Source organism: Actinomadura opuntiae (genome assembly GCF_030283205.1).
GTDB lineage: Bacteria > Actinomycetota > Actinomycetes > Streptosporangiales > Streptosporangiaceae > Spirillospora.
In genome coordinates, this window is record NZ_JASNWF010000007.1 from 273,502 (window position 1) to 297,155 (window position 23,654).

19 protein-coding genes are annotated in these 23,654 nt (G+C 74.2%); 11 read left to right on the plus strand and 8 right to left on the minus strand.

The annotated features are described in order from the left end of the window. Positions 1–81: 81 nt before the first annotated feature. Both QP089_RS17350 and QP089_RS17355 read left to right on the plus strand, forming a co-directional pair. Positions 82–642, plus strand: coding sequence for a PH domain-containing protein (locus tag QP089_RS17350; protein ID WP_285912658.1), 561 nt, complete (start codon positions 82–84; stop codon positions 640–642). Continuing rightward, on the plus strand, positions 639–2,183 hold the full coding sequence (locus QP089_RS17355) for a PH domain-containing protein (protein ID WP_285912659.1): 1,545 nt from the start codon (positions 639–641) through the stop codon (positions 2,181–2,183). Before QP089_RS17350 ends, QP089_RS17355 begins: the two co-directional genes overlap by 4 nt. Here the strand turns inward: QP089_RS17355 and sepH are convergent. Next, positions 2,155–3,987: a septation protein SepH gene (gene sepH, locus QP089_RS17360; protein WP_285912660.1), complete on the minus strand. Its 1,833-nt coding sequence runs from the start codon at positions 3,985–3,987 to the stop codon at positions 2,155–2,157. The genes QP089_RS17355 and sepH overlap by 29 nt on opposite strands. A 443-nt stretch (positions 3,988–4,430) precedes the next feature. On the opposite strand from sepH, the gene QP089_RS17365 reads away from it, so the two are divergent. Then, positions 4,431–5,339, plus strand: a complete 909-nt coding sequence (locus QP089_RS17365) for a hypothetical protein (RefSeq protein ID WP_285912661.1) — start codon at positions 4,431–4,433, stop codon at positions 5,337–5,339. A gap of 29 nt (positions 5,340–5,368) precedes the next feature. Here QP089_RS17365 and QP089_RS17370 read toward each other — a convergent pair whose 3' ends face one another. Together QP089_RS17370 and QP089_RS17375 are read right to left on the minus strand one after the other, a co-directional pair. Further along, positions 5,369–6,679, minus strand: a complete 1,311-nt coding sequence (locus QP089_RS17370) for a D-arabinono-1,4-lactone oxidase (protein ID WP_285912662.1) — start codon at positions 6,677–6,679, stop codon at positions 5,369–5,371. A 9-nt stretch (positions 6,680–6,688) separates the two neighbouring features. After that, positions 6,689–7,903: an MFS transporter gene (locus tag QP089_RS17375; RefSeq protein WP_285912663.1), complete on the minus strand. Its 1,215-nt coding sequence runs from the start codon at positions 7,901–7,903 to the stop codon at positions 6,689–6,691. Between the two features lie 137 nt (positions 7,904–8,040). Between QP089_RS17375 and QP089_RS17380 the strand changes: the two genes are divergently transcribed. From QP089_RS17380 to QP089_RS17390, 3 genes are all read left to right on the plus strand, one after another. Beyond that, positions 8,041–9,318 carry a lytic transglycosylase domain-containing protein gene (locus QP089_RS17380; RefSeq protein WP_285912664.1) on the plus strand — a complete coding sequence of 426 codons (1,278 nt, stop codon included), beginning with the start codon at positions 8,041–8,043 and terminating at the stop codon, positions 9,316–9,318. A gap of 66 nt (positions 9,319–9,384) precedes the next feature. Next, positions 9,385–10,293, plus strand: coding sequence for a ferrochelatase (locus tag QP089_RS17385; protein WP_285912665.1), 909 nt, complete (start codon positions 9,385–9,387; stop codon positions 10,291–10,293). Continuing rightward, entirely contained in the window at positions 10,290–11,111 is an 822-nt protein-coding gene (locus QP089_RS17390) for an inositol monophosphatase family protein (protein ID WP_285912666.1), read from the plus strand. Before QP089_RS17385 ends, QP089_RS17390 begins: the two co-directional genes overlap by 4 nt. Before the next feature lie 69 nt (positions 11,112–11,180). Here QP089_RS17390 and QP089_RS17395 read toward each other — a convergent pair whose 3' ends face one another. Then, positions 11,181–11,357 carry a hypothetical protein gene (locus tag QP089_RS17395; RefSeq protein ID WP_173095336.1) on the minus strand — a complete coding sequence of 59 codons (177 nt, stop codon included), beginning with the start codon at positions 11,355–11,357 and terminating at the stop codon, positions 11,181–11,183. A gap of 208 nt (positions 11,358–11,565) precedes the next feature. Between QP089_RS17395 and QP089_RS17400 the strand changes: the two genes are divergently transcribed. Then, positions 11,566–12,219 (plus strand): response regulator transcription factor, encoded by a 654-nt coding sequence (locus QP089_RS17400; RefSeq protein ID WP_285912667.1) that lies wholly within the window; start codon positions 11,566–11,568, stop codon positions 12,217–12,219. After that, positions 12,216–13,496 carry a sensor histidine kinase gene (locus tag QP089_RS17405; protein ID WP_285912668.1) on the plus strand — a complete coding sequence of 427 codons (1,281 nt, stop codon included), beginning with the start codon at positions 12,216–12,218 and terminating at the stop codon, positions 13,494–13,496. The genes QP089_RS17400 and QP089_RS17405 overlap by 4 nt, the downstream gene beginning before the upstream one ends. Before the next feature lie 11 nt (positions 13,497–13,507). Here QP089_RS17405 and QP089_RS17410 read toward each other — a convergent pair whose 3' ends face one another. Both QP089_RS17410 and QP089_RS17415 read right to left on the minus strand, forming a co-directional pair. Beyond that, entirely contained in the window at positions 13,508–16,306 is a 2,799-nt protein-coding gene (locus QP089_RS17410; RefSeq protein ID WP_285912669.1) for an ABC transporter substrate-binding protein, read from the minus strand. 43 nt (positions 16,307–16,349) lie between these two features. Beyond that, on the minus strand, positions 16,350–18,098 hold the full coding sequence (locus tag QP089_RS17415; protein ID WP_285912670.1) for a serine/threonine-protein kinase: 1,749 nt from the start codon (positions 18,096–18,098) through the stop codon (positions 16,350–16,352). A gap of 520 nt (positions 18,099–18,618) precedes the next feature. Between QP089_RS17415 and QP089_RS17420 the strand changes: the two genes are divergently transcribed. Then, positions 18,619–18,915, plus strand: coding sequence for a DUF4193 domain-containing protein (locus QP089_RS17420; protein WP_117404125.1), 297 nt, complete (start codon positions 18,619–18,621; stop codon positions 18,913–18,915). A gap of 105 nt (positions 18,916–19,020) precedes the next feature. Continuing rightward, positions 19,021–19,827, plus strand: coding sequence for a hypothetical protein (locus QP089_RS17425; protein WP_285912671.1), 807 nt, complete (start codon positions 19,021–19,023; stop codon positions 19,825–19,827). Between the two features lie 170 nt (positions 19,828–19,997). On the opposite strand, the gene QP089_RS17430 is transcribed toward QP089_RS17425, so the two are convergent. Beyond that, complete coding sequence (locus QP089_RS17430) at positions 19,998–20,285, minus strand: DUF4235 domain-containing protein (protein ID WP_285912816.1); 288 nt, start codon at positions 20,283–20,285, stop codon at positions 19,998–20,000. A gap of 125 nt (positions 20,286–20,410) precedes the next feature. Here QP089_RS17430 and valS point away from each other — a divergent pair, with 125 nt between their 5' ends. After that, entirely contained in the window at positions 20,411–22,936 is a 2,526-nt protein-coding gene (gene valS / locus QP089_RS17435; RefSeq protein WP_285912672.1) for a valine--tRNA ligase, read from the plus strand. Between the two features lie 22 nt (positions 22,937–22,958). Here the strand turns inward: valS and QP089_RS17440 are convergent, their stop codons facing one another. Beyond that, positions 22,959–23,603 (minus strand): TetR/AcrR family transcriptional regulator, encoded by a 645-nt coding sequence (locus tag QP089_RS17440; protein ID WP_285912673.1) that lies wholly within the window; start codon positions 23,601–23,603, stop codon positions 22,959–22,961. Positions 23,604–23,654 lie beyond the last annotated feature (51 nt).

Here is a 23,654-nt window from a genome sequence, read left to right on the forward strand (position 1 = left end):
CACGTCCGGCTCACTCTGCCAGCCGCTACTGACAGAACGCTGGTACCGCGCTGTTTTCTCCGGACGTTCTAAACTCGCGGTGTGACGTCGGTGCGGCGCGGTCACCGCGAGGACGGCGGGGGGTCGCACCCGCCGCGCCTGCGGCCGCCCGCGCACCGGGTCTCGCCGCGCGCCATCGCGCACTGGGCCATCGAGTACCTCCTGCTGTGGGGCCTGGCGTTCGGGCTCGCGCTCGGCGTCGCCGCCTGGCTCGGCGACGCCGGCTGGAGCGGCATGCCCGGCTGGCTGGCCGGCCGCGTCGGCTGGCTGCCCTACATCGTCGGGACGGCCGGGCTCCTCATGGTCACCGCCGCCCCGGTCTGGCGGTACCGGGTGCACCGCTGGGAGGTCAGCGCCGACGTCGTCTACACCAGCACCGGCTGGTTCAGCCGCGAATGGCTGCTGGTGCCGGTCAGCCGGATCCAGACCGTCGACACCGAGCAGGGCTGGATCGAACGGCTGCTCGGCCTGGCCACCATCAAGGTCAACACCGCCTCGCACACCGGCTCGTCCGAGGTGTCCGGCCTGCCCGCGGACGTGGCGACCCGGCTGGCCGAGCAGCTCGCGCACCGCGCGCACGACCTGCGCGACGACGCGACGTGAGCGTCCGCCCCGGGACCGGGGGGTCCGCCGCCGCCGGGCCCCCGCCGCACCCCGCCGCCGCCGCGCCGCACCGCCGGCGCCTGCACCCGCTCACCTTCGTCGTCGGCGCCGTCCGGGAGCTGACCGCCCTGCTCGCCGCTGGTGCCACCGGGCTGCTGGTCGGCGGCATGTCCATCGCGTTCTACTTCACCCTCGCCGGGCTGGCGTTCGGGCTGGTCTTCCACGTCACCGGCTGGGCCACCTTCAGCTACGTCCTGCACGACGACCGGATCGAACTGCGCCGCGCCCTGCTCGGACGGTCCGTCAAGAGCATCCCGCGCGACCGGATCCGCGGCGTCGACGTCAGCACGTCCCTGCCGCACCGGCTGCTCGGCCTCGCGGTCGTGCACATCGACGCCGGCGCCGAGGGCGGCGAGGGCACCCTCAACGCCGTGTCCAGCCGGGAGGCCGACCGGCTGCGCCGGGTGCTGCTCGCCCGGCCGGCCGCCGAGCGGCTCCCGCCCCGCCGCGTCCTGGCCCGCCTGCCGCCCCGCTGGTACCTGTACGCCCCGCTCAGCGGCGCCTACGTGCTCACCCCGTTCGCCCTGGCGGGCAGCGTGCTCGGCACCCTCTACAACGTCGGCGACGACCTCGGCCTCATCACCCGGCAGCGCGTCGAGAGCGTCGGGCACGACGTCGCCGGGACGGGCCCCGTCCTCGCCCTGGTGCTGCTCGCCCTGCTGGTGCTGGCCATGCCGGTCATGTCGGTGATCGTCTTCGCGCTGTTCAACTGGGACTTCACCGTGCACCAGCGGGACGGGTCGATCCTCGTCGAACGCGGCCTGCTCACCCGCCGCGCCGTGTCACTGGAACGGCGCCGGCTGCGCGGCGTCGAGCTGTCGGACAACCCGCTCGAGCGGCGCGCCGGCATCGTCCGCCTCGGCGCCCTCATCACCGGCCTCGGCGACGCCGCGCACCGCGGCCGGCTGCTGCCCGCCGCGCCGCGGTCCGCCGCCGAGGACCTCGCGTCGCGGGTCCTCGGCCCGGTCCCCGGCCCGCTGGTCGCCCATCCCCGCGCGGCGCGCGGCCGCCGCGTGGCCCGCGCCGTGGCGCCGCCCGCCGGGGTCGCCGCGCTCGCCGTCCTGGCAGGCCAGCCGTGGGTGGCCTACGCCTGCGCCGTGCTGGCCGTGCTCGCCGTCCCGCTCGGCCTCGACCGCTACCGCCAGCTCGGGCACGGCACCGACGGGGAGCGCCTGACCGTCCGCTCCGGGTCGCTGCGCCGCCGGCAGGTCGTCGTCGAGCACGGCGCCGTCATCGGCTGGCGCGTCCGCCGCACCCTGTTCCAGCGCCGCCTCGGCCTCGCCACCCTGTTCGTCGCGACCGGCGCGGGCGACGGCGGCTACTCCGCGACGGACATGGCCGAGCCGGACGCCGTGGCCTTCGCCGCCGCCATCACCCCGGAATGGCTCGCCCCGTTCATCGAACAGCCGGCGCCGCCTACCGCGCGGCGCCGGCCGAGGCGCCGGCCGGGTCCTACTCGGGGCGGCGGGCGCCGAACATGATCTCGTCCCAGGACGGCACGGAGGCGCGCTTGCCCTTGGACTTGCGCCGGGGCCGCGCGGGACGCCGCTCCGGCGTCTCCGCCGCCGGGGCGGCCGGGGCCGGGGGAGCGGTGACCGGCTTGTCCTGAGCGGCGGCGGGCATGGTGGGCCGGGCCGGCTTCTTCTTCGCCGGCGGGCGCGGCGGCTCCCGCCGCGCCGGATGCTGCGGGGCCGGAGCCGGGTCAGGCCGCGCGGCCTTCTCCTCCGGCGCCTGCGCGGCCGCCGCGGCCGCCGCGTCCGGTCGACGCGTCTCGCTCTCCCGGTCGTCCTCGGGAGCCTCGTCGTCCGCCTGGTCGGCGGGAGGCTCTTCGGGCTGCTCCGCCGCCGGGGCGTCGGTGCGGGCGCTCTCGTCCGGCTCGTCGCGGGACGGAGCCGCCTCGGCCGCCGGCTCCTCGGCGGCCTCGGGCTGCTGCGACTCGCTCTCGGCGGCTTCTTCGCCGGACGCCTGTGCGTCCTCTTCCTGCTGAGCCTCGTCGACCGGGCGCTCGTCCTCGGCGGCGTGCTGAGGCTCTTCCCGAGAGGGCTCGTCGTCGGGTGTGTCGGCGCTCGGGCTCTCCTCGACGTCCTGCTGCTCGTCCTCGCTCACGGCAGGACGCGGGGTGTCCTCTTCGGCCGGAGCCGCTTCCTGAGGCTCCTCGTCCTTACCGTCGGCCGCGTCCTCCGCGGGACGCACGTCTTCGGCCGCCGCCTCCTCAGGCGCACGGCTCTCCGCCGCCAAGCTCTCGTGCGGCTGCACCTCCTCGCCCGCGCCCTGCGGACGGTCGTCCTGCGCACGCGCGTCAGCGCGGGGCTCGGCGTCTTCGCGCGGCTCCGGGTCGGCGGGACGCTGGGCCGGCTCCTGGCGGGGCCGCGGCGCGCGGGCCTCGTCGTCCTCGCGCGGCCGTGGGTCGGCCGGACGGGCGGGGGCCTCACGCAGGCGGGGGCCGTCCGAGGACAGCGGACGGGACGCCTCACGAAGCGGAGCGCCCTCGTTCGGCAGGTCGCGGAACGCGGGACGCGGGTCGACCATGCGGCCCCGCTCGACGATGTACTGCGGCGGCTCGGCCGGCCGCAGCGGGCCGGGCGCGGCGGGCTGCTCCGGCTCGGCGGGCAGGCCGCGCGCGGACACCTCGCGCTCGCTCGGCACGACCTTCATCGCGGGACGGCGCGGGACGAGCGGGGTGACGGTGTCCGACAGCGCCTCGTCGTCCCACTCGACGGCGGTGAGCCGCGCGGCGATCTCGTCGAGCGGCGAGACGTGCCGGCGGCGCGGGTCGAACGACCACTCGGCGGCGTGCGGGCGGCCGTTGTCGAAGAACGACAGCCGGACGCGCCAGGTGGAGTCCTCGCACTTCCAGGAGTCCCACTCGACCTCCTCGAGGTCGACGCCGCCGCGGCCGAGCCGCTCCTCGACGGTCTCGCCGAGCGGCGGGCCGAGGGTGGTCTCGCCGGGCCGGCGGACCGCGACGCGCTGCGCCTGCTGCGCCATGTACTCGCGTTCCTGGAGGACCGGACCCTCGAACCAGCGGATCCGTTCGACGGGGATCCCCGCCGACTCGGCGATCTCCTCCGCCGTCTCGCCGGACCGGATGCGGGCCTGGATCTCCTTGGGACGCAAGGGACTCTCCACTTCGATCTCGAACTGGCCGAGGCGGGAGAAGTGCCCACGGATCGCGGCGCGGAGCCGGTCGTCGACGGGCAGGGTGAACCGGGTGCCTCGGCCCGCGGTGGCCAGGACGAGGTACGTACCGTCCTCGCTGACCGCGACGAGGCGCAGCTCCTGCATGCGTGTCCTTCCTGCCCTGTCCTGACGGCACGGAGGGCGCCGGCCGGTCCGGCCGCGGTCTCACCGGCCGGTCGCCCGTTGCCCGCCGAGGGCGCATGCGTGCCCTTCCCCCGGGTTCCCGAGTCTCTCTTCCGGACACACCTGCTGCCAGCACCGTACCCGGCATGTCCGAACATCGCCGCTCTCGAAGCCCTCTTCACGAGGCCGAAGAGGGCACCTGACCTAGCTTGCCGGTGCGGAGGCACGAGCGTGGCCGCCCTGCCGGATTCTTGTGCATCCTTTTCCACACTCTGCCTGACGCCCGGCGCAGCGCTCCACTCCTGCGGGGTTAGGAGCGTCACGTCCGTGGCAGGAACACTCGGATCTTCCGAATAGTTTCGTTGCCGGGGGATCCGGGCTAGGGAACAGGGGTGAAAGGGTCGATGCAGCGCAAGCTGCCGGATGTGAGCACGACGCAGCTGATCGCCAGTGGGGTGGCGACGCTGGCCGCCGCCGTCGGGGCGTCCTACCTGGGGGTCTACGGGACGATCATCGGCGCGGCACTGATGAGCGTGATGTCGACGGCCGGTTCGGCCGTCGTCAAGCACTACCTCGATCAGGGCCGCAGCCAGATCAAGGACCTGACGCATCTCCAGACGGCGGTGAACCGGCGGGACGTGGCGGAGCGGGCCGCGGTCGAGGCGATGAGCGCCGACCCGACGCGGACCGTGGTGTGGCCCGGCGGCGATCCGAACGCGACGCGGCTCGACCTGCGCATGCCCGGCGGCGGGGACCCGAACGCCACCCGCCTGGACCGCACCCCGGCCGAGACGGTCGCGGACACGCTCGCCGCGGCGGCCGGCCCGGACGCCGTGCGGGAGGTCGTCCGCCGCTCCGCGCTGGACGCCACCGTCGACTGGGTCAAGCAGCACTGGGTGAAGCTCGTGGTGTCGTCCGCGGCGATCTTCGCGATCGTGATCGGCGGCATCACCCTCTACGAGGCGACCACCGGCGCGCCCATCGGCAAGCACACGGGCAACGGCACCACCATCAGCAAGGCGCTGACCGGCGACGGCGGCGGCTCGGACGAGACGCCGAAGTCGCCGTCCCCGACCGGGCACTCCACCGGGCCCAGCGCCACGCCGAGCACCAGCCCGTCCGGCGGGACGTCGTCGACCGGCACGCCCACCACGGCGCCGCCGACCGCGCCGACCGGCCAGTCCACCGCGCCGACCGCGCCGACGTCCTCGGCGCCCGGCACGCCGACCGCGCCGACCAACCCGCAGCCGACGAAGTCCTCGGACGGCGGGACCGGCGGTGGCCGGCAGAACGACCAGAACGACGCCGACCCCAACGCCCGCACCACCCCCTGACCGCGCACGGCAGAACGGTCAGCGGTGCATCAATCTCCGAAGACCTGGCGGGTGTAGGGGTTGGCGAAGCGGCGGTCGGGGTCGAGGTCGTCGCGCAGCTTCTGGAAGTCGCCGAAGCGGGGGTAGACCTTCTCCAGGTAGGTGGCGTCGCGGGTGTGGAGCTTGCCCCAGTGCGGGCGGCCGTCGAGGGCGGTCAGGAGGTCCTCGACGCCGCGGAAGTACTCCTGGTGCCGGTCCTTGTAGTAGACGTGGACGGCGATGAACGCGCTGCGGCGGCCGTGGGCCATCGACAGCCAGGCGTCCTCCTCGGGGAGCAGCCGCACCTCGATGGGGAAGCTGATCCGCCAGTCCTTGCGGGCGAACAGGGAGCGCAGTTCGCGCAGCGCGGGGACGAGTTCCTCGCGCGGGATCGCGTACTCCTGCTCCTTGAAGCGGACGGTGCGCGGGCTGGTGAACACCTTGTAGGAGGTGTCGGTGTAGGTGCGGGCGCCGAGCGCCTTGGCGGAGATGCCGTTGACGAAGGGCGTGGTGGCCGGGGCGAGGTGGGTGAGCCGGTTGACGGCGCCGAAGACGGTGTTGGACAGGAACTCGTCGTCCAGCCAGTGCCTGAACCTCGGCAGCGGCTCGGCCGGGCCGTCGGCGCGGTTGTTGCGCTTGGTGAGGCAGCCCTCGGTGTGCGGGAACCAGTAGAACTCGAAGTGCTCGTTGGCGGCGTCGAACTCGTCGACGCGGGCGAGGACCTGGTCCCACCTCATCGGCTCCTCCTGCGCGCGCAGGAGGAAGATCGGGACGGTCTTCCAGGTGATGGCGGTGACGACGCCGAGGGCGCCGAGGCCGGCGCGGGCGGCGTCGAACAGCTCGGGCCGCTCGTCGCGCGAGCAGGTGACGGTGGACCCGTCGGCGAGGACGAGTTCGAGCGCGGCGACCTGGGAGGCCAGGCCGGCGGCGTCGCGTCCGGTGCCGTGCGTGGCGGTCTGCAGGGCGCCGGCGACGGTCTGCTCCTGGATGTCGCCCATGTTGGCCAGGGCCAGCCCGTGCTCGGCGAGGACGCGGTTGAACGCGTGCAGCGGCAGCCCGGCCTCGACGGTGGCCAGCCCGGTGGCGGTGTCGACGGAGCGGACGGCGGTGAGCGCGTCCGGGCGCAGCAGCACGCCCTCGGCGACGGCGGCGCCGGTGAAGGAGTGGCCGGTGCCGGTCATCCGGACGGTGAGCCCGTCGGACGCCGCGGACCGGACCGCCGCGGCCACCTCGGCGGTGCTGCCGGGGGTCGCGACGCGATGCGGGGCGGCCTGCTGGTTTCCCGCCCAGTTCTGCCACTTCTGGTGGGTCACGGGTGACATGCGCCGACTCTACTCGGCAATCGATTGTGAGGAAAGTTCACGTTTACTGAGGGCGCGCGACCCGGCCAGCCCGACCAGCGCGGCCGCCACCGCCGACCCCAGCGGGACCAGGAACGCCGCGTGCGCGCCGGACGCGTCCACGACCCGTCCCGACACCGACGCCCCGGCCGCCACCCCCACCCCGACGGAGGTCGAGACCAGCGCCAGCCCCTCGGTCAGCTGGTGCGGCGGGACGAGCCGCTCCACCAGCCCGTAGCCGGGGATGATCGTCGGCGAGATCGCCAGCCCGGAGAAGAACACCACGGGCATCATCAGCCACAGGTTCCCGACCAGGAGGGGCGGGACGAGCCCGGCCGTCAGCAGGCCGAGCCCGGCGAGGAAGCGGCGGGCGAGCGGGCGCCGCCAGTGCCGCGCCCCGTACCAGAGCGCCGCGGTGCCGCTGCCGAGCGCGTAGCAGCCGAGCAGCAGCCCGGCGAGCCCCTTGTGCCCCTGGTCCTGGGCGAAGGCGACGCCGCTGACGTCGATCGCGCCGAACACCATGCCGAGCGCCAGGAACACCGGCGTGATCACCACGACGCCGGGGTTGCGGAACACCCCGCCGCGCATTCCGGGCGCGCGCGGGCGCGGCGGCGGTTCGGTGCCGTGCTGCGCGGCCAGCGCCAGGCAGCCGGCCAGCGTGCAGGCCGCGGCGGCGCCCAGGCCCGCCGCCGGGTGCACGCCGGTGGCCAGCGCCGTCACGACCAGCGGCCCGGTGACGAAGATCCCCTCGTCCACGACCGACTCGAACGAGAACGCGGTGTGCAGCCGGGCGGGGGAGTCGCGCAGCACGTGCGACCAGCGGGCCCGCACCCACGCGCCCAGCGACACCTGCGTCAGCCCGGCGGCCGCGGCGGCGGGGAACAGCGTCCACACCGGCAGCCCGGCGAGCGCGAAGACGATCAGCACGGCGAAGCTCGCGGTGTTGGCCGCCACCAGCGGCACCAGAACGCGGCGCTGCCCGTACCGGTCGGCGTACCGGGCGCTGAGCGGGGCGCCGACCGCGTAGGAGAGGGAGAGGGTCGCCGTCACGGATCCGGCGATACCGTACGATCCGGTAACCGCGGACACGAGAAGGACGATGCCGATCCCCACCATGGACATCGACATGCGGCCGACGAACCCGGCGGCGACGAACGGCCGGGCGCCGGGGACCGACAGCAGCTCCCGGTACGGACCGCCGGACATCCGCGCCTCCCCTCCCCACCGGGAGAGGGCCGCCCCCGGCCCGCGTCGTTCGACTTCAGCCCCATGATCACGTTACCTGGGGGAAAGAAGTGCCAAGACGTGTAACTCACCCGTAGCGACACTCGTTGGGAAATGTTGTGGCTCCTCCATCAGCACCGCGCGCGGCCGCGGACGGGGCGCCGGCCGCCCCCGCGCCGGCCGGCCGCCCGCCCCGGCAGAGGCCGCAGAAGAAGAAGCGCGACGTCCGGGCGGCGCGTCCGCCCGAGCGCGCGCCGGCGCCGGGCGGCCTGCGGCGGAGCCTGCCGCTGCTCATCGCGACCATCGCCGTGCTCGCCGTCGCCAGCACGTCCGCCGGGGTGTACGCGGCGCTGACCACCGACGATCCCAAGCGCGCCGCCGGCGGCTCCCCGCACGGCGACACGCCGCCGAGCGCGGGCCAGGGCGACCCGGTGAAGGTCGTCGACGGCGGCCAGGTCGCCCCGCTGCGCCGGGTCGTCCCGCCGGACGTGCTCGCCGCCGAGGCCGGGTCCATCCCCGCCGCCAAGATCGCCAAGATCGCCAAGCTTTCGAAGGTCCGCGACGTGGTGGCGGTCGCGGGCGGGGCCGTCCAGCTCCAGGGCCGGCAGGTCAACGCGTTCGCGGTCGACCCGTCCTCCTTCCGCTCCTGGACGCCGCCCGGCACCGCGAAGAAGACCGACCTGTGGGCGGCGCTCGCCGCCGACCGGTTCGTCGTCTCGCCGGAGGCCGCCGAGCAGCTGCAGCTGACCCGCGGCTACGAGTACCCGGTGGTCGGCCGGACGATCCCGAAGCTGACCATGGGCGGCTCCGGCCAGCTCGGCCTGCCCGGGATCAACATGCTGGTCAGCAAGAGGTCCGGGACGCAGATGGGCCTCGTGCCGAACGTCGCGGTGCTGGTCAACGCGCCCGGAGTGAGCCCGGCCAAGGTCGTCAGGGCGGTCCGCAAGATCCTCGGCGGGCACGCCAACGTGGTGAACCTGCACGACGCCAAGTACCAGTCGTCCGGCACCGGCGGCAAGGCGACCGGCTACCTCGACCTGTACAAGCAGGCCGCCACCACCTGCCCGGGCCTGTCGTGGACGGTGCTCGCCGCGATCGGCCAGGTGGAGAGCGACCACGGGCGCAACGCCGGGCGCTCCAGCGCCGGCGCGCTCGGCCCGATGCAGTTCATGCCGGCCACCTGGAAGATCTACGGGGTGGACGGCGACCGGGACGGCAAGGCCGACATCATGAACCCCTACGACGCCATCCCGGGCGCGGCGAAGTACCTGTGCGCGAACGGCGCCGGACGGGGCGGGCAGCAGCTGTACCAGGCGGTCTGGCACTACAACCACGCCGACTGGTACGTCCAGAAGGTCCTGAACCTCGCCCGCGCGTACGCGGCCCGCTACAACTGACCCGCGCGCGTCCCCGGTGCCCCGCCCGGGGCGGGGCACCGCGGGCGGGCTGGTTGGATGGAGTGCATGACGTCCTACGACGCGTTGCTTCTGCTGTCCTTCGGGGGGCCGGAGGGGCCCGAGGACGTGATCCCGTTCCTGGAGAACGTCACCCGCGGCCGCAACATCCCGCGCGAGCGGCTGGAGAAGGTGGGGGAGCACTACCACCTGTTCGGCGGGGTCAGCCCGATCAACCGGCTGTGCCGGGAGCTGAAGGCCGCCATCGAGGCCGACTTCGCCGCCCACGGCGTCGACCTGCCGGTGTACTGGGGCAACCGGAACTGGACCCCGTACCTCGCCGACACCGTACGGCGGATGAAGGACGACGGGATCCGGCGCGCGGCGGCGTTCGTCACGTCCGCCTACAGCGGCTACTCCACCAACGACCAGTACGTGCAGGACATCGCGCGGGCGCGCGAGGAGGTCCCCGGCGCCCCAGAGATCGACAAGCTGCCCGTCTACTGGGACCGGCCCGGCTTCCTCGACCCGTTCGTGGACGCGACGCGGGACGCGCTCGGCCGGCTGCCGGACGGCGCGCGGCTGCTGTTCACCGCGCACAGCGTCCCGCTGGCCCAGCCGAACCGCGAGCTGTACGTCGCCGAGCTGGAGCGGGCTGCCCGCACGGTCGCGGACCGGGCCGCGCCCGGGACGCCGTGGGACCTGGTCTACCAGAGCCGCAGCGGCCCGCCGTCGCAGCCGTGGCTGGAGCCGCAGATCACCGACCACCTGGAGAAGCTCGCCGGCGAGGGCGTCCGCGCGGCGGCGGCCGTGCCGATCGGGTTCGTCTCCGACCACATGGAGGTCAAGTACGACCTCGACGTGGAGGCCGCCGGACGGGCCGCCGAGCTGGGCGTCGCGTTCGCCCGCGCCGCGACGCCCGGCAGCGACCCGCGTTTCGCCGCGCTGCCGCGCCTGCTGTTGGAGGAGGGGAATTGAGCCTGCCCGAGGACCTGCTGGAGCTGGCCGCCGCGACCGCTCGGGAGGCGGGCCGGATGCTGGTCGACAAGCGCCCGGCCGGCGGCCCGGACGTGGTGCAGACCAAGTCGTCGCCCACCGACGTCGTCACCCAGATGGACCGGGCCGCCGAGGCGCTGATCATCGAGCGGATCCGGGCGGCCCGCCCGGACGACGCCTTCCTCGGCGAGGAGGGCGGCGAGCAGGGCGGGGAGCACGGCGGCGGCAGCGGCGTCCGCTGGGTGATCGACCCGATCGACGGGACCGTCAACTACCTCTACGACCTGCCGGACTGGGCGGTCAGCATCGCCGCCGAGGTGGACGGCGTCGCCGTCGCGGGCGCGGTGGAGATGCCGCGGCGCGGCGAGTCGTACACGGCCTTCCGGGGCGGCGGGGCGCTGCTGCACACCGCGTCCGGCACCCGCGAGCTGCGGGTGACCGAGCGGGTGCCGCTGAGCCGGGCCCTGGTCGCGACGGGGTTCGGCTACGACGCCGGACGGCGCGCCGCGCAAGCGCGGGTGCTCACCGGGGTGCTGCCGGCCGTCCGGGACATCCGGCGCGGCGGCTCGTGCTGCGTCGACCTGTGCTCGCTGGCCGCCGGGCGCCTGGACGCCTACTACGAGCGCGGCGTCCAGGCGTGGGACATCGCCGCCGGCGCGCTGATCGTCCAGGAGGCGGGCGGGCGCGTCGAGGGCCTGCACGGCGCCGCGCCGGGGCCGGAGCTGACCATCGCGGCCGGGCCGGGCACCTTCGAGGCGCTGCACGATCTCCTGGCGCCGCTCGACCCGCTCAGGGGCTGATTCCGGGGCACGGGAGGGGCAGACGAAGAGCCCGGGACACGGGCGTCCCGGGCTCCGCGGTCGGGCGTCTCAGTCGCAGCGGGGTGGTTCGACGCCGATGTCGTTGTTCGCTGCGATCCGGCGCAGTTCGTTGATCTCCTCCTGGCGGATGTCCGCCAGGTAGGTGTCGCCTTCCGCGTGGGCGCTGCGCAGCGACGCGTACGCGTCGTCGAGCCGCTGCTTGATCGTGCGTGACAACTCGCCCATGGGCCTCCTCCCGGATCGTGCCCATGCCTACCCAGCCGTAGGCTGAAGGTAAACCTGTTCGTCGGTGCAACTTTCGCGGATCCTTACACCGCCAGTTAACGCGGCGCGGCGGACGCCATCTTGAACAGGTGTTTACGGGCGTCTTACGACTTCCGTGGCATATCTGGACCACGGGGCGGACCGCGCCCCGACCGGAGGGGGACGCAGAGTGCGTGTTCTAGTCGTCGAGGACGAGCGGGTGCTCGCCGACGCGATCGCGACCGGGCTGCGCCGCGAGGCGCTCGCCGTGGACGTGGCCTACGACGGCGCCGGCGCCCTCGAGCGCGCCGGGGTGAACGAGTACGACGTGATCGTCCTGGACCGCGACCTGCCGCGGGTGCACGGCGACGACGTGTGCAAGCAGCTCGTGGCGCAGCGCTACCCCGCGCGGATCATCATGCTGACCGCCGCCGGCGAGCTGGACGACCGGGTCGAGGGCCTGTCCATCGGCGCCGACGACTACCTGGCCAAGCCGTTCGCGTTCGCCGAGCTGATCGCCCGGGTACGGGCGCTCGGCCGGCGCGCCGCGGCGCCGCTGCCGCCGGTGCTGGAGCGCGCCGGGATCGCGCTCGACCCGGCCCGCCGCGAGGTGACCCGCGACGGGCGGCCGGTCGAGCTGACCCGCAAGGAGTTCGCGGTGCTGGAGGTGCTGCTCAGCGCCGACGGCGCGGTCGTCAGCTCCGAGCACCTGCTGGAGAAGGCCTGGGACGAGCACATCGACCCGTTCACCAACGTCGTCCGCGTCACCATGATGACGCTGCGCAAGAAGCTCGGCGACCCTCCGGTCATCGAGACCGTGCCCGGAGTGGGATACCGCCTGTGACATCCGAGACCGGACCCCAGAGCCAGCAGGCCGACCAGGCCGCCGGGCAGGACGACAGGTCCGCGCGCCCCGGCCGGTGGCGGCGGCCCGGCCCCCAGCAGGTCCCCGGCCCCGAGCAGGGCGGGCGGGGCGTGTGGCGGGCCGAGGGCGGCGCGTCGTTCGGCGACCTGAAGAAGGTGCCCGGCCGGATGAGCGTCCGGCTGCGGCTGACCCTGCTGTACGGGCTGCTGTTCTTCATGGCCGGGGCGCTGCTGCTGTTCGTGATGTCGGTGCTGATGGCCAACATCCTCGGCAACGTCAAGGTCATCGGCCTCGGCATCACCGACGCCGAGGCGTCCGAGCTGCAGCACCAGTTCGTCGAGCAGACGATGAAGCAGCTCGTCGGCCGGTCCCTCATGGCGCTGGCCGGGGTCGGGGTGATCACCCTGGTGCTCGGCTGGTTCGTCGCCGACCGGGCGCTCAGCCCGCTGCAGCGGGTCACCACGACCGCGCGCCGGCTGTCGGAGAGCACCCTGCACGAGCGGATCGCGCTGGAGGGCCCCGACGACGAGATCAAGGAGCTGGCCGACACCTTCGACGCGATGCTGGAGCGGCTCGGCCAGGCGTTCGACTCCCAGCGCCGGTTCGTCGCGAACGCCTCGCACGAGCTGCGCACCCCGCTGGCGATCAACCGGACGCTGCTGGAGGTGGCGCTCGGCGACCCCGAGGCGTCCGACGACCTGCGCACCGTCGGCAAGACGCTGCTGGCCACCAACGCCCGGCACGAGCGGCTCATCGAGGGCCTGCTGCTGCTCGCCCGCAGCGAGCGCGAGCTGACCGACCGCACGCCCGTCGACCTCGCCGAGGTCGCCGCGACGGTGCTGGAGCACTCCGCGCGCCGCGACCACGACAACGACGTGGCCGTGCACCCGGAGCTGACGTCGGGGACCGCGCTCGGCGACCCCGTGCTGCTGGAGCACCTGGTGTCCAACCTCGTCGACAACGCGGTCAAGCACAACGAGGCCGACGGCGGCGAGCTGTGGATCCGCACCGGCATGCTCGACGGCTACGCCACCGTCCAGGTCGAGAACACCGGCCCGGTGGTGCCCGCCTACGAGGTGGAGCGGCTGTTCGAGCCGTTCCGCCGGCTGAACTCCGACCGGGTCGAGTCGGCCAAGGGCGCGGGCCTCGGGCTGTCGATCGTCCGCTCGGTGGTGCTGGCGCACCGGGGCGCGGTGTACGCGGTGCCGCGCCCGGGCGGCGGCCTGATCGTCACCGTCCGGCTCCAGCCGGGCTGAGACCCCGGCCGCTACTTCACCGCGGCGGCCGCCACCGTCGGGTCGCCGTCGTAGTCCATCCGCAGGTTCACGAACCGGTTGCTCGCCAGCGCGCCCGTCCCGGTGTGGACGAGCGGGATCAGGGCCATGTCGTCCAGCGCGGTCCTCTCGGCCTGCTGGTAGAGCTTCGTGCGCTGGCCGTCGGACGGGGTGCGCACCGCACTGGAGATCAGCCCGTCGAACGTCGAGTTCTTCCAGCCGGCCAGGTTGTAGGCGTCGCTCTTGCCGACCAGCGTGCCGCCCAGCAGCGACCACAGCATCGTGTACGGCGACGGGTAGTCCGGACCCCACGCGAACAGGGCCAGCCCGGACGCGTCGCCGGCGGTCACCGTCTGCCGGAACTTGCTCCAGTCCGACACCGGTGTCGTCTTCAGCTCCACGGTCCAGCCGAGCACCTGCTGCAACCGCGCCTGGACGGCCTGCGCCGCCGTCGTGCTGGTGCTCGACTGCTGCAGGTACAGCTGAACCTTGGTGCCCGACCCCAGCCCGGCCTGCACGGCGAACTGCTTCGCCTTCTCCGGGTCGGACGCGTCGCACGACGCGCAGACGCCCGCCTTGCCGAAGCCGGGCAGCGACGGCGGGACGATCCCGTGCGCGGGCGCGTACCCGGTGCCGTACAGCGCGGCCAGCGCCTTGCGGTCCAGCGCGTACGACACCGCGAGCCTGGCCTCCTTCGACTTCATCGGGCCGCGCGCCGTCACCGGGACGAGCATCCGGGTGAAGGGCAGCGTCCTCGTGAGCGTCGTCCCGCCGGACGGGGTGCCCGCCGACGGGGTCGCGGCCGCGGTGCCACTGGACAGCGGCGCCCAGTCGGTGCCGCCCGCGGCGAACGTCACGCGCCCCTGCACCGTGTCGGTCAGCACGCTGACCTGGACGGTGTCGAGCTTCGTCCTGCCGAACGCCCACCGGTCGTTGCGGACCAGCGTGTAGCTCTTGCCCTTGTCGGAGGTCTGCAGCTTGAACGGCCCGTTGCCGACCGGGTTCTGGTTGTAGGACGCGTTGTCCGACGCACCGGCGGACTTCGGCAGCGGCGCGAACGCCGGGTCGCCGAGCCGCTTCGGGAAGTCGCAGTTCGGCGAGGTGAGATCCACGTCGATCACGCTGCCCGACGGGTGCACCCCCGACAGCGTGCCCGCCTGGCCGGTCGAGGCGTCGGGATACCCGACGATGTCGGACATCAGGACCGGCCCGGCGCCGGTCGGGGTCCGCGCCGCCCGCGTCCAGCCGCGCTCGAACGCCGCCGCGTCCACCGGCGAGCCGTCGCTGAAGGTCGTCCCCTCCCTGATGCCGATCGTCCACTTCGAGCACGTCCCGTCGGACTTGATCTCGGTGGCCAGCCGGTTGCGGGCGGTGCCGTCCGGCCCGGTCTCGGTGAGGCCGGTGAACAGCAGCTTGTCGAGGAACCGCTCGGTGCCGCCGTAGGAGTGCGACGGGTCGATCTCCCCGTTCGTGGAGCCGAGGCTCGCGGCGGCCGCCCGCAGCGTCCCGCCGGTCCGCCCCGCCGGCGGCTTCGGCCCGGGATCGTCGTCCCGGTTCATGACGACGATCAGGGTGGCGGCGACCGCGAGCGCGACGAACGCGGCGCCGCCCGCGCCGGCGAGGATGCCGATCCGCTTGCGCGAGCCGGTGCGGGGCGGCTTCGTGACGTCGACCCCGGGCGGGGCCGGAGGCCCGGACGGCCAGGTCGACGGCGCGGCGTAGGCGGACGGCCCGGCCCACGGCCCGCCGTGGGCGGCCTGCGGGCCCGGCACCGCAACGCCCTGCGGCGGGGGCACCTGAGGGGGCGGGGGCGGTGCGAACTGCGGACGCGAGTCGAACTGCTGCGGCATCAGCGGCTGCCGGACGCTCAGCGGCGACAGCGCCCCCTGCAACCGAGCCGAGTCGGCCGCGGCCGTCTCGGCGCCGCGGCTGAGCATCTCGTCGGCCTCGTCGGCGGCCGCGCCGCCGGGCTTCGGCGGGCTGCCCGCCAGCGTCAGCAGCGTCGCCAGCACCTGCTGCGAGGCGGGCCGCAGCGCCGGGTCCTTGCTCAGGCAGTGCGCCACGACGCCGCGCAGCGGCTCGGGCATCATGCCGAGGTCCGGCGCCATGTTGAGGATGCGGTGCATCACCGCGGGGATGGAGTCCTGCCCGAACGCGGGACGCCCCGTCGCGGCGTACGCCATCGTCGCGCCCCAGGCGAACACGTCGGCGGCGGGCCCGACCGGCGCCCCGGAGATCTGCTCGGGCGCCATGTAGGCGGGGGTCCCGACGGCCGTGCTGGACAGCGTGCCCGTCGCGTCCAGCGCCCGCGCGATGCCGAAGTCGATCACCCGCGGGCCGTCCTCGGCGAGCAGCACGTTCGCCGGCTTGAAGTCGCGGTGCACGACCCCGGCCTGGTGGATGGCGGCCAGCGCGGTCATCGTGCCGATCGCCAGCCGGTCCAGGTCCGCGCCGCGCCGCGGACCGCCCTGCGCCAGCGCCGCCGACAGCGGCGGGCCGTCGATGTACTCGCTGACGATGTAGGGCCGGTCGCCCTCGACGTCGGAGTCCAGGATGCGGGCCGTGCAGAACGCCTCGACCCGCTGCGCCACCGCCACCTCGGCGGCGAACCGCGACCGGGCCTTCGGGTCGGCGCTGAAGCGCGCGTGCAGCAGCTTCACCGCGACCCGGTGGCCCGGCTCGTCCTCGGCGAGGTAGACCGCGCCCTGCCCGCCCTCCCCGAGCAGGCCCGTCAGCCGGTAGGCGCCGAGCCGGTCCGGATCGCCCGGCCGGAGCGGGCGGATGTCGGCCATCGGGATCCTTCGGGGGGAGGGGGCGGTCGGGTCGGCCCGGTGGTCAGCTGTGCACGGTCCCGTACGCCGCGGCGGTCGGGTCGCTGCGGTTCTCGCGCCACTCCCACCGCATGGTGGTGCCGCCCGGGCTGATGAAGCGCACGTACCCCGGCGCGCAGTTCTCCCTCTGCTGCCCCGACATGGGCGTCTCCTGGTACTCCACCATGCTGCTGTTCTCGTCGCCCGACAGCAGCGCGAGGTTGGTGTAGCACGTGGGCTGGGCGCCGTTGTAGTCGTACTTGGCGGTGCCGTGCGTGTACACCAGCGCGAACTCCGCCGTGAAGGAGTTGTGGCCGGCCGGGGCGTTCGGCTGGTAGCCGTTGCCCTCCCAGACGCCGACCAGCCCGCCCCTGGCCGTGGAGGTCGGCGTGCCGCCCTCGGACGGCGGCGTGTAGATCGAGGTCGTCGTCGGGGTCGGGTCGGGGTCGTCGCTGTTGGCCGCGATGACGACGAACACCACGATCCCGATGATCACGATCAGCGCCAGCACGCCGCAGCCGATCGCGATCGCCGGGCCCGGCGAGCTCGACTTGCCGGACGGCGGCCCGTACATCGGCGGGGGCGGCTGCATCGGGGGCTGCTGCATGGGGGGCCGCTGCCCGATCGGCATGTTCGGCGGCGGGGGCTGCATGCCGCCCTGGTACATCGGCATGGGCGGCGGCGTGATCGGCTGCGGCGGCGGCGTCGCCGGCCCGCCCATGCCGCCCTGCATCCCGCCCTGCATGCCCTGCATGCCGCCCTGCATCCCACCTTGCATCCCGCCCTGCATGCCGCCCTGGTGCAGCGGCATCGGCGGCGGGGTGATCGACTGCTGCGGCGGCTGCGGACGGGGCGCGGGCGGCACCCGCGGCGGCGCCGGCATCTGCGCGGCGATCCGGGTGCCCTGGTTGAGCAGGTCCTCCTGGTCGGCGCCCGGGTTGGCCGGCGCGGCGCCGACGGCGCCGAGCAGGTTCAGCAGCAGCTGCGGCGCCGGCGGCCGCAGCCCCGCGTCCTTGGACAGGCAGCGGGCGACCAGGTCGCGCACCGGCCCCGGCGGCAGCGCCGACAGGTCCGGGTCCTCGTTGAGGATGCGGTTGATGATGACCGGCAGCGTGTCGGCCTCGAACGGCGACTGCCCGGTGGCCGCGAACACCATCGTGGCGCCCCAGGCGAAGATGTCGACCGCGGGCGTCAGCGGCGCGCCGGTCAGCTGCTCGGGCGCCAGGTAGCCGGGCGTGCCGACCACCATGCCGGTCGCGGTGACGGCGCTCTCCTGCGAGTTGACCGTCCGGGCGATGCCGAAGTCGACCACGCGCGGGCCGTCGGAGGCCAGCATCACGTTGTTGGGCTTGAAGTCGCGGTGCACGATCCCGGCCTCGTGGATGGCCGCGAGGGCCGTCACGGTGCCGATCGCCAGCCGCTCCAGCTCGGCGGCGCCGAGCGGGCCGTTGTGCGCGACCACGTCGTGCAGCGACGGGCCGTCGATGAACTCGCTGACGACGTACGGCTGGTCGCCGTGCACGTCGGCCTCCAGCACCCGCGCCGTGCAGAAGGGCTCGACCTTCTGCGCCGCGCTCACCTCGCGGGTGAACCGGGCGCGGGCGGCCGGGTCGTTGGCCATCTGCGCGTGCAGCAGCTTGATGGCGACGTACTCGCCGCCCGGCGCCCGGCCGAGGAAGACCGCGCCCTGCCCTCCGGCGCCGAGCCGGCCGACGACCTCGAACTGACCCAGTGCCCTGGGATCGCCCGGCTCCAGCGGAGCGGCATCCGGCATCTGATCCTCCAGTGACCCGCAGTGATGTCCCGCGACATGATGCGCCCGGGCCCGTGGCGAGGCCGCGGTTCCCCCGCGGGGCCCGGCTCGCGCCGGCGGACCCGCGCGGGCCCGTCCCCCCGACCTCAGGCGGGCACGATATCGCGTTAGTTCAGACGTTTCACCGAAGCTTCTGGTTCAGCGGCCCACCAGCCGGTTCGGGCCGTCCCGCGCGCCGCGGCCCGGTCGGCGCGCGCAACGCTCCCGGGACCGATATGATCCCCGCCGCCGCGGCAACCCCGGCGGGCGCACCGGCCCTTCGGGAGCATGCCGGAGCGCCGGGCGGGCGTGTGAGGGACGACACATCGCGGGGGTGGGAGACGGGTGATCGGTGTCACCCGTGGGAACGGTCGCGCCTCGTGTGTCACAGCTCACCAAACGTGACAGAATTTCCCGCCCGGATCGGGCACAAGAACGGTCCCCCGAGCGTTAGTTCCGCGCGACGGGGCGCATAAAGCACTGAGGGGGATGGAGACAGAAGATGGCGACCGACTACGACAGCCCACGCAAGACAGACGACGACCTGAGCGAGGACAGCCTCCAGGAGCTCCAGGCACGGCGTGCCGACAAGGCCGCCAGCATCATCGACGAGGACCTGGACGCCGGTGAGGTCGCCGAGCTGCCCGGCGCCGACCTGTCCAACGAGGAACTGACCTTCCGGGTGGTCCCCCGGCAGGCCGACGAGTTCACCTGCACGCGCTGCTTCCTGGTGCACCACCGCAGCCAGCTGGCCACCGAGAAGAACGGCCAGCCGGTCTGCCGCGAGTGCGCCGCCTGACGCCCGGACGGCGCCCGGACCGGAGCGCCGGCGAAGTGGAGGGGGACGATCGGGCCGCCCCTGCCGGGGCCCGAGGGTCCGTCCCCCGCGGAGAGGTATGGCTGCATGGCGGGAGATCTCGAACGACGTCGTGACGACGTGGAGCCGGCGCCCGGCGGCGGCTCCACGGAGCTCGGCGAGCTGATCGGCCGGCTCGCGGGTGACGACGAGATGGACCGTGAGACCCGTAGGCGGCTGCTCGGCCGGCTGACCCGGCTGCTCGGCCAGGGAGCCCGCCGGGCCGGCGCCGCGGGGATCGCGAGCGGCCGCTGGCTGGCCGAGCTGCTGCTCGAGGCGGCCCCGCACATCCCGATCCGCGATCTGGAGACGCTGAGCCGCCACCATCACGGGCTGACCGGCGAGGACCTCGCCGACAACGTGATCCGGGTGGCGGGCAACGCCACCACCGCCGTCGGCGCGGCCGGCGGCGCGCTGGCCGCGGTGGAGTTCGCCGCTCCGCCGCTGCTGCTCACCGCCCCCGCGCAGATCGCCGCCGAGACCCTCGTGGTCGCGGCGCTCGAGGTGAAGATGATCGCGGAGCTGCACGAGGTGTACGGGGTCAGCGTCCAGGGCTCCGGCACCGCGCGCGGCGCGGCGTTCGTCACCGCGTGGGCCCGCCAGCGCGGCATCAACCCGCTGGAGGGCGGCACGTTCACCAGCGCGCTCGGCTCGGCGGCCAAGGCGACGCTGCGCAAGCGGATGATGCGCACGTTCGGCCGCCACATGACGACGATGGGGCCGCTGCTGACCGGCGCCGCCGCGGGCGCCGCGCTGAACCGGGCCGCGACCCGGTCGCTGGCGGCCAAGGTCCGCCAGGACCTGCGCGGCACCGCCGACTCCCCACCGCCACTGCCGGGAGGCACCTCCGACTGAACCACCGCGATCACGGTCCGGGGGCGAGCGCGCTCGCCCCCGGACGGGCCTCGCCCGCTGCGACCACTCCATCCCGCAGCCGGAAAAGCGTCGTGGCCGGTCCCGGACGTCCGGGACCGGCCACGACGCGTTCGGGCCCTCGATCGGGCCGCGTGCTCAGGCCGCCGAGCTCAGACGTCCACCTTCAGGTGGGACGGCAGCTCGCCGGTGCCCTTGGCCCACTGGTGGACCGCGACCCGGGTGGCCACCAGCCGCGCGACCTCCACGCCGACGCCCACCACCACGGCCCAGCCGATCGCCTCCGCCAGCGCCACGTCCGGTGACTCGGGGTTGGTCGGCGGCTCCTTGCCGGTGGTCTTCTTCCACACGAGCGTGATCGCCTTCTTCGTGACGAAGCCGCTCGCGAAGGCCGCGGCGCCGGCCATCACCCGATAGCCGATGTCGCCTTTGTCCGCCATCATCGTCCTCCAGTCGTCCTGTCGTCCCCGACGCTACCGGAACGCCCCGCTCCGGGCGGGTAAGGCCGCCGCGTCGGCGCGGGCTGTCGGCGTGCGGGCGGGCGCGAGGTCAATACGATTGGTCCATGACAGAGCAGCCGCGTCTCCCGAGCGTTCCCGCCAAGCCCTCCCTGGACGGCCTGGAGGGCAAGTGGGTACGCGCCTGGGAGGACGCGGGCGTCTACCGCTTCGACCGCACCCGGCCGCGCCGCGAGGTCTACTCGATCGACACCCCGCCGCCCACCGTGAGCGGGTCCCTCCACGTCGGCCACGTCTTCTCCTACACCCACACCGACACCGTCGCCCGTTTCCACCGCATGCGCGGTCGCGCGGTCTTCTACCCGATGGGCTGGGACGATAACGGCCTGCCCACCGAGCGTCGGGTGCAGAACCACTTCGGGGTGCGGTGCGAGCCGTCGCTGCCCTACGACCCCGGCTTCGAGCCGCCGGCCAAGCCGGACCCGAAGCGGCAGGTCCCGGTGTCGCGGCGCAACTTCATCGAGCTGTGCGAGCGGCTCACCGAGGTCGACGAGAAGGCGTTCGAGGAGATGTGGCGGACCGTCGGCCTGTCGGTCGACTGGAGCCACCTCTACACCACGATCGGCGACGTGTCCCGGACGGCGTCGCAGCGCGCGTTCCTGCGCAACCTCGCGCGCGGCGAGGCGTACGTGTCGGAGGCGCCGACGCTGTGGGACGTGACGTTCCGCACGGCCGTCGCGCAGGCCGAGCTGGAGGACCGCGAGCAGCCGGGCGCGTTCTACCGGATCCGGTTCCACGGCGACGACCGGCCCGTCTACATCGAGACGACGCGTCCCGAACTGCTGCCCGCGTGCGTCGCGCTGGTCGCGCACCCCGACGACGAGCGGTACCGGGAGCTGTTCGGCACGACGGTCCGGACGCCGCTGTTCGGCGTCGAGGTGCCGGTGCTCGCGCACCGGCTCGCCGAGCCCGACAAGGGGTCGGGCATCGCGATGATCTGCACGTTCGGCGACGTCACGGACGTCACCTGGTGGCGCGAGCTGGACCTGCCGACCCGCGCGGTCATCGGCTGGGACGGCCGGCTGGCCGCCGAGCCGCCCGCCGGCGTCCCGGCGGGGCCGTACGCGGAGCTGGCCGGCAAGACGGTGTTCTCCGCCAAGGAGCGCGTCGTCGAGCTGCTGCGCGAGTCCGGCGACCTCGACGGCGAGCCCCGCAGGATCAGCCGGCCGGTGAAGTTCTACGAGAAGGGCAGCAAGCCGCTCGAGATCGTCACGACCCGGCAGTGGTACATCCGCAACGGCGGCCGCGACGCCGCGACCCGCGCCGAGCTGCTCGGCCGCGGCGCCGAGCTGCGCTGGCACCCGCCCTACATGAAGGCCCGCTACGAGAACTGGGTCGAGGGGCTGAACGGCGACTGGCTGATCTCCCGGCAGCGGTTCTTCGGCGTGCCGATCCCCGTCTGGTATCCGCTGGACGGCTCCGGCGAGCCGCGCTACGACGAGCCGATCGTCCCGGCGGAGGACGCGCTGCCCGTCGACCCGTCCTCGGACGTCCCGCCCGGCTACACCGAGGACCAGCGCGGCAAGCCGGACGGGTTCATCGGCGACCCGGACGTCATGGACACCTGGGCCACGTCGTCGCTGACCCCGCAGATCGCGGGCGGCTGGGAGCGCGACGCCGACCTGTTCGCGCGGGTGTTCCCCTACGACCTGCGGCCGCAGGCGCACGACATCATCCGGACGTGGCTGTTCTCCACGGTCGTCCGGTCGCATCTGGAGCACGGGTCGCTGCCGTGGACCGACACCGCGCTGTCGGGCTGGATCCTCGACCCGGACCGCAAGAAGATGTCGAAGTCCAAGGGCAACGTGGTCACCCCGATCGACCTGCTGCGCGAGTACGGCTCGGACGCCGTGCGGTACTGGGCGGCGAGCGGCCGTCCGGGCACCGACACCGCGTTCGACACCGGGCAGATCAAGGTCGGCCGGCGGCTCGCCATCAAGATCCTCAACGCGTCGAAGTTCGTGCTGGGGCTGGGCGAGGTCGAGGCGGACGCGGCGGTGACCGAGCCGCTGGACCGGGCGATGCTGGCGTCGCTGTCCACGGTCGTCGAGGACGCCACGCAGGCGTTCGAGGGCTACGACTACACGCGGGCGCTGGAGCGCACGGAGCGGTTCTTCTGGGAGTTCTGCGACGACTACCTGGAGCTGGTCAAGGCCCGCGCGTACGGGGACGGGCCGCAGGCGCAGTCGGCGCGCGCGGCGCTGCGGGCGGCGCTGTCGGTGCTGCTGCGGCTGTTCGCGCCGGTGCTGCCGTTCGTGACCGAGGAGGTCTGGTCGTGGTGGCGGAAGGGCTCGGTGCACGCCGCGTCCTGGCCGCTGCCGGCCGAGCTGCCCGCGGGCGGCGACCCTGCGGTGCTCGCCGCGACGGGCGAGGCGCTGCGGCAGGTCCGCAAGGCCAAGTCGGAGGCGAAGGCGTCGATGCGCGCGGACGTGGCGCGGGCCGTGGTGCGCGGCGCGGAGGCCGGGCGGATCGCGCGGCCGGATCTGGCCGCCGCCGGCCGGATCGCCGAGCTGACGCTGGAGAGCGCGCCCGCCGGGCTGACGGTGGACGTGACGCTGGCGCCCGCCGGCTGAGTCCCGCGGCCGTCCCGGCGGGTCAGCCGGGACGGTCGCAGCCGGGGTCGGTGTGCCCGGCGGCCTTCAGCACCCCGCCGAGCACGCGGACGGCGAGGTCGCGGACGTCCTCGCGGCTCAGGTCGCCGCCCTCCAGCCAGGACGCGGTCGCACCCTCGACGAACGACAGCCAGCCCTCCAGCGCCACCCGCAGCGCGGGCCGCGGCGTGGGGGAGCCGATGAGGCCGGTGGACATCGCGGCCAGCAGCCGCTTGCGCGAGGCGCGGTGCAGCTCCAGCACCTCGGCGTCCACGCCGACGCCGCCGCTGGTGATCGTCTGGAAGGCGGAGCGGTGCGCGCCGGCCCACCACAGGAAGCCGTCGAGGGTGCGGACCAGCCGGTCGGCGGGGGAGTGCCCGCCGAACTCCTCGGCCAGCGCGTTCAGCGCCTGCGCGGCCGCCCCGATCACGGCCAGGAACAGCCCGCGCTTGCTGCCGAAGTAGTAGTAGATCAGGCCCTTGGCGACCCCGGCCTCGGCCGCGATGTCGTCGATGGACAGCGCGTCGTACGGGCGGTCGGCGAACAGCCGGGACGCGGCGTCCAGGATCGCCCGCCGGCGCGCGCCGCCCTCCCGCGCGGCGCGGGCGGGGACGGTGTCCGGGCCGTCCGGGCGGGTTCCGGCGGTCATCGCGCCCCCCTCTTGACTTCGGTTCAACTCCCTCATCATATTAGATCCCGA